This window comes from Daejeonella sp., assembly GCF_049655485.1.
In the GTDB taxonomy this organism is placed as follows: domain Bacteria; phylum Bacteroidota; class Bacteroidia; order Sphingobacteriales; family Sphingobacteriaceae; genus Daejeonella.
In genome coordinates this window covers 1-5,606 of record NZ_JBASJU010000060.1, presented here as the reverse complement: position 1 = coordinate 5,606, position 5,606 = coordinate 1, and the positions used below count along the sequence as shown (strand labels likewise).

The 5,606-nt window shown below is 42.6% G+C and carries 5 protein-coding genes; 3 read left to right on the top strand and 2 right to left on the bottom strand.

The window, feature by feature from the left end:
* A partial coding sequence (locus WBJ10_RS02480) for a tetrahydrofolate dehydrogenase/cyclohydrolase catalytic domain-containing protein (protein WP_424287970.1) occupies positions 1–262 on the bottom strand: 262 nt, incomplete at its 3' end.
* Between the two features lie 80 nt (positions 263–342).
* Entirely contained in the window at positions 343–2,130 is a 1,788-nt protein-coding gene (lepA, locus tag WBJ10_RS02475; RefSeq protein ID WP_424287969.1) for a translation elongation factor 4, read from the bottom strand.
* A gap of 150 nt (positions 2,131–2,280) precedes the next feature.
* Here lepA and WBJ10_RS02470 point away from each other — a divergent pair, with 150 nt between their 5' ends.
* From WBJ10_RS02470 to WBJ10_RS02460, 3 genes are all read left to right on the top strand, one after another.
* On the top strand, positions 2,281–3,408 hold the full coding sequence (locus WBJ10_RS02470; RefSeq protein ID WP_424287968.1) for an NAD(P) transhydrogenase subunit alpha: 1,128 nt from the start codon (positions 2,281–2,283) through the stop codon (positions 3,406–3,408).
* Positions 3,409–3,603: 195 nt separating this feature from the next.
* The gene (locus WBJ10_RS02465) at positions 3,604–3,912 is read left to right on the top strand and encodes an NAD(P) transhydrogenase subunit alpha (RefSeq protein WP_424287967.1); all 309 of its coding nucleotides are present in this window, start codon (positions 3,604–3,606) and stop codon (positions 3,910–3,912) included.
* A gap of 52 nt (positions 3,913–3,964) precedes the next feature.
* Positions 3,965–5,374, top strand: a complete 1,410-nt coding sequence (locus tag WBJ10_RS02460; protein ID WP_424287966.1) for an NAD(P)(+) transhydrogenase (Re/Si-specific) subunit beta — start codon at positions 3,965–3,967, stop codon at positions 5,372–5,374.
* The last annotated feature ends 232 nt before the right edge of the window (positions 5,375–5,606 follow it).

The following is a 5,606-nucleotide window of genomic DNA, read 5'->3' as shown; positions in this document are numbered from 1 at the left end:
GATCCCCATTCACTTGCTCAATTTTCTTTAAAAGTTCTTCTTCAGTTATGCTAGTTTCAAAGCGATGAAGTGTAGAGTCGAAACCCACCTTCTCACAATTCTTTATTTTACTTGCAACATAGGTTTCTGAACCTCCATCATGACCAACTAAAATTGCACAAAGATGAGGCTTACGCCCGCTGGTTGATAATATTTGTGCGGCTTCATCCGCAATCTGTAGCTTTAATTTCTCTGAGACAAATTTTCCGTCAAGTAACTGCATGCAATCTAAAAATAGAAGGTTTTCAACATTTCAAGCCTTTTCCACATAATTTATTCGTAAATCGCGAACAGCGAAAGGCGTTAATCTAACTTTAATACAGCCATAAATGCTGTTTGGGGAATTTCTACGTTACCCACCTGGCGCATCCGTTTCTTTCCTTTCTTTTGTTTTTCAAGAAGCTTTCTCTTACGTGAAATATCACCGCCATAACATTTAGCTGTTACGTCTTTCCGAAGGGCTTTAACTGTTTCCCTTGCGATAATCTTCGCACCGATTGATGCCTGTATGATGATCTCAAACTGCTGGCGTGGGATAAGCTCTCTTAATTTTTCACAAATCTTTTTACCGAAATTATAAGAGTTGGTACGGTGAATAAGAGAAGATAAAGCATCAACCGGTTCCGCGTTAAGTAAAATATCCAGCCGGACCAAGTCCGACTGACGGTAACCAATCTGATGGTAGTCAAAGGAGGCATAACCCTTAGAAATAGTTTTCAACCTGTCATAGAAGTCAAAAACGATTTCTCCCATCGGCATCTCAAATATAAGCTCAACGCGATCAGATGTCAGGTAAGATTGGTTGACGATTGTGCCACGCTTTTGAATACAAAGCGACATGATTGGCCCTACGAATTCCGACTTGGTGATAATGTTAGCTTTAATGAAAGGTTCTTCAACATGCTCAAGTTTACTTGGATCTGGAAGATCGGAGGGGTTGTGCACATCGATTTCATCGCCTTTGGAAGTGAAGGCTTTATAAGAAACGTTAGGGACAGTAGTAATAACTGTCATGTCGAATTCCCGTTCTAGCCGCTCCTGTATAATCTCCATATGGAGCATGCCGAGAAATCCACATCGGAATCCAAACCCTAATGCAGCAGATGATTCAGGTTCGAACACGATCGAAGCATCGTTTAGCTGCAGTTTATGCATGCTCTCGCGAAGTTCTTCATATTCATCGGTATCGACTGGATAAATACCAGCAAAAACCATTGGCTTCACTTCTTCAAAACCCTTTATAGGTTCTTTGCTTGGTTTGTCCTTATGCGTGATGGTATCTCCAACTTTAACCTCTCTTGCTTCTTTAATCCCTGAGATGATGTAACCCACATCTCCGGTTTTAATCACATCTTTCGGCTTTTGAGTTAGTTTTAATGTGCCCACCTCTTCCGCAATGTAATCCTTATCCGTTGCCACGAATTTTACTCTGTCGCCCTTCCGGATCTCACCATTTAATACTTTAAAGTATGCGACAATTCCACGGAAAGAGTTATAAACCGAATCAAAGATCAACGCTTGCAGTTCCCCGTCTGGATTCCCTTTTGGAGCTGGAACTCTTTCGACAATTGCGCGCAAAATATCATGCACGCCAAGTCCAGTCTTCCCAGAGGCAGGTATTATTTCATCTCGTTTGCAACCGATGAGCTCGATGATCTGATCTTTCACTTCTTCCGGCATAGCACCGGGAAGATCCATTTTATTAAGAATTGGAATGATCTCCAAATCATGCTCCAAAGCCAGGTAAAGGTTAGATATGGTTTGCGCCTGGATTCCCTGAGAAGCATCGACAATTAATAGTGCCCCTTCACAGGCAGCTATAGATCTGGAAACTTCATAAGAAAAATCCACATGACCGGGAGTATCGATCAGATTCAGAACATAAGGCTGTCCATTTTGGATATAATCCATCTGGATTGCATGGCTTTTAATCGTGATCCCACGTTCCCGTTCCAGGTCCATGTCGTCAAGCAACTGAGCCTGCGACTCACGCTGTGTGATTGTATTTGTGTATTCCAGAAGACGGTCTGCTAATGTGCTTTTACCGTGATCTATATGTGCTATAATGCAGAAATTCCGTATATGCTTCATTGATCCGCAAATATAGCTTTTTGAGTTGGAAGTGTAGAGTTGAATTTGATTCTCCACTCTCCACTCTCCAAATGTATTTTTTCACATTCCCTTCCCTCCAATAAATCTTTTAACTATTTTAGGCAAGAACCACCTAATAAAATAGTATTTATGACGATTGGTATTTTGTGCGAACCTTCACCCGAGACAAGGGTTTCTTTACTTCCCGAACATGTTGCCTTTCTCAGAAAGCAAAATATAGATGTGCTTTGCGAATCAAACGCGGGCAGCAAAGCATTTGCGCTTGATACGGTTTATGAGCAACAAGAAGCAAGGGTCGTGTCCAGGGAAGTCGTTCTTAAATCGGCCGATGTACTTCTATCTATTCATCCTTTAACATCTGAGGATTTACAAAACATAAATAAATCAGCTGTAATCTTGGGGATGTATAGTCCACTTTCACAAGCACAATTGATTCATGATTGGGCTGAAAGAGGATTAACCACTTTTAGCATGGACATGCTTCCAAGAACTACACGTGCCCAGAGCATGGATGTATTGAGCTCGCAGGCCAATATAGCCGGATATAAGGCTGTGTTGCTTGCCGCGATGCAATTGCCCAAATATTTTCCGATGTTCATGACTGCTGCAGGTAGTATCGCGCCAGCTAAAGTAATGATATTGGGAGCTGGTGTTGCCGGACTCCAGGCCATCGCCACAGCGAAAAGATTAGGCGCAGTAGTGGAAGTATTCGATACCCGCCCGGCAGTAAAGGAAGAGGTGATGAGCCTCGGTGCCAAGTTTATTGAAGTCGAAGGAGCACAAGATGCCTCAGGAGCAGGAGGATATGCCGTAGAGCAAACCGAGGAATACAAACAGAAGCAACAGCAGAGAATTGCAGAAGTAGCAGCTAAAGCCGACGTGATTATCACTACCGCTCAGATTCCTGGAAGGAAAGCACCAATTCTTCTTCCGGATAGTGTGCTTGATTCTATGAAAACAGGCTCACTAATCATTGACCTTGCTTCATCCACGGGAGGAAATACTGAACAGACAAAGAATCTGGAAACAGTGGTCTATAAAAACGTCACTATTATAGGGAACTCCAATCTTCAGGGAACGATGCCGGCTGACGCCAGTAAACTTTACGGAAAGAATATCTTAAACTTTCTGCAGCTGATAATTGGCAAGGAAGGAGAACTGAATCTAAATTTTGAAGATGATTTGGTAAAAGGGGCATGCATCACTCATAATGGAGAGGTGTGCAATGAGAGAGTCAAAGAATTACCGTCATTGTGAGCGAAGCGTGACAAACGAATTAAGAATTACGAAAGAAGTACAACGTCATTGTGAGCGAAGCGTGACAAACGAATTACGAATTATGAACAAAGTACATCGCCATTGTGAGCGAATCGCCACAAACGAATTACGATATTCTAACAACCAACAACCAACAACCAACAACCAACAACCAACAGCCAACAACCAAAAAACATGGAATTAGCCCTAGACTGGATCACCTATCATCAGCAAATGATATATATAGTAATACTGAGCGTTTTCCTTGGTATTGAAGTTATTGGCAGAGTACCAAGTGTTCTCCATACACCTCTGATGAGTGGTGCGAACGCCATACATGGCGTGGTAATAATCGGGGCTATCATTGTCATGGGGAAAGCTGAGGAAGGAAATTATATGGCTTTGGTTCTGGGCTTCCTTGCGGTGATACTGGGTACCTTAAATGTCGTCGGCGGCTTCGTGGTAACCGACCGGATGCTAGAAATGTTTAAAAAGAAGAAGTGATATAAAACAAATTTCTTTCGTCAGGAAAATTCAAAACTTTTAAATATCTCTAATGGAATTAAACATACTCACTATTTGTTATCTGATCGGATCAATAACCTTTATCACTGGTTTGAAAATGCTGAGCCATCCAGAGACGGCCCGGAAGGGAAACCTAATCGCCGCGGCAGGGATGGCAATTGCAATTTTCGGAACAATCTTTCTTTATGAAGAATCAGGTGTTAAACTTGGTAATTATATCTGGATTTTTGCCGCCCTGTTGATTGGTACTGCGCTGGGTACATTGGCCGCCAAAAAAGTGAAAATGACAGCAATGCCAGAGATGGTTAGCTTATTCAATGGTATGGGAGGAGCCTGTGCAGCTTTGATCTCAATTGTTGAATTTGATCATTTAATGCATCAAGTTGATCAGGAACAGGCCGCAAGTGGAGGTACACTGCTCATTATTTTCGCTGGGCTTATCATCGGAACAATTTCTTTTGCAGGCAGTATGGTTGCATGGGGAAAGCTGAATGGAAGTATTAAGGATTTTTCATTCAATGGACAGCACATTGTCAACCTCATTATTTTCGCAGTGATCATAGGCCTTTCGGCTTATTTGATCATCTCCGGCGATCCAGCTGCTGCAAGCTTATTCTACGTAATATTTGTTTTGTCCATTATCTACGGCTTATTTTTCGTCCTACCAATCGGAGGAGCGGATATGCCCGTTGTGATCTCCTTATTAAACTCCTTTACGGGAGTTGCCGCTGCATTCGGAGGATTCCTATATAATAATCCCGTGATGCTTACGGGCGGTATTCTTGTGGGCTCGGCCGGAACCATTCTGACTATTTTGATGTGCAAAGCGATGAACAGGCCTCTTAGCAATGTGTTAATTGGGTCTTTTGGCGGTGGGGCATCTGGAGCAGGCGGAAGTAAGGATCAGGGTGCATATAAAGAAATTAGTATAAGCGACTCGGCAGTAGTAATGAGCTATGCGAAGAAAGTGATGATAGTTCCAGGTTATGGCCTGGCGGTAGCCCAGGCCCAGCATGTGTGTCATGAACTTGAAAAGCTTCTAATAGACAAAGGGGTGGAGGTACGCTATGCCATCCATCCGGTTGCGGGACGTATGCCGGGACACATGAACGTCCTTCTTGCTGAAGCTGATGTTGACTATGGAAGTTTGCTTGAAATGGAACATGCTAATGAGGAGTTTCCAACAACCGACGTAGTCCTGATACTCGGTGCTAATGATGTAGTAAACCCTGCTGCCAAGTCGGATACCTCATCGCCAATTTACGGCATGCCGGTTTTAGATGTTGAACTCGCTAAGCTTGTCATTATTAATAAACGAAGCATGAACCCGGGATACGCTGGAATTGAAAATGAACTTTTCTTTCAGCCCAAATCTTCGATGTTGTTTGGTGATGCGAAGTCGGTTTTGCAGGCTTTGGTTACTGAGATTAAAACGCTCTAAGAAAGTTGTACATTATACGTTTTACGTTGCATAACGTATAACCTATCACACCAGACTTATAAAACATTGTGAAGGTCTTAACATGTGCTTAACGTATAGATTATCGCACCAGACGTATAACGTACACCTAAAACTCCTACTCCGCTCTCTTCAGCCCGTACTTCTCAATCTTACTGTACAAATGGCTCCTCTGAATATCTATATCATCGGCTGTTTTTGATACATTCCAGTT

Excerpts from the sequence above, each read along its gene's own strand:
- WBJ10_RS02460 (WP_424287966.1), top strand. The coding sequence starts at position 3,965 with ATGGAATTAAACATACTCACTATTTGTTATCTGATCGGATCAATAACC.
- WBJ10_RS02465 (WP_424287967.1), top strand. The coding sequence starts at position 3,604 with ATGGAATTAGCCCTAGACTGGATCACCTATCATCAGCAAATGATATAT.
- WBJ10_RS02470 (WP_424287968.1), top strand. The coding sequence starts at position 2,281 with ATGACGATTGGTATTTTGTGCGAACCTTCACCCGAGACAAGGGTTTCT.
- lepA (WP_424287969.1), bottom strand. The coding sequence starts at position 2,130 with ATGAAGCATATACGGAATTTCTGCATTATAGCACATATAGATCACGGT.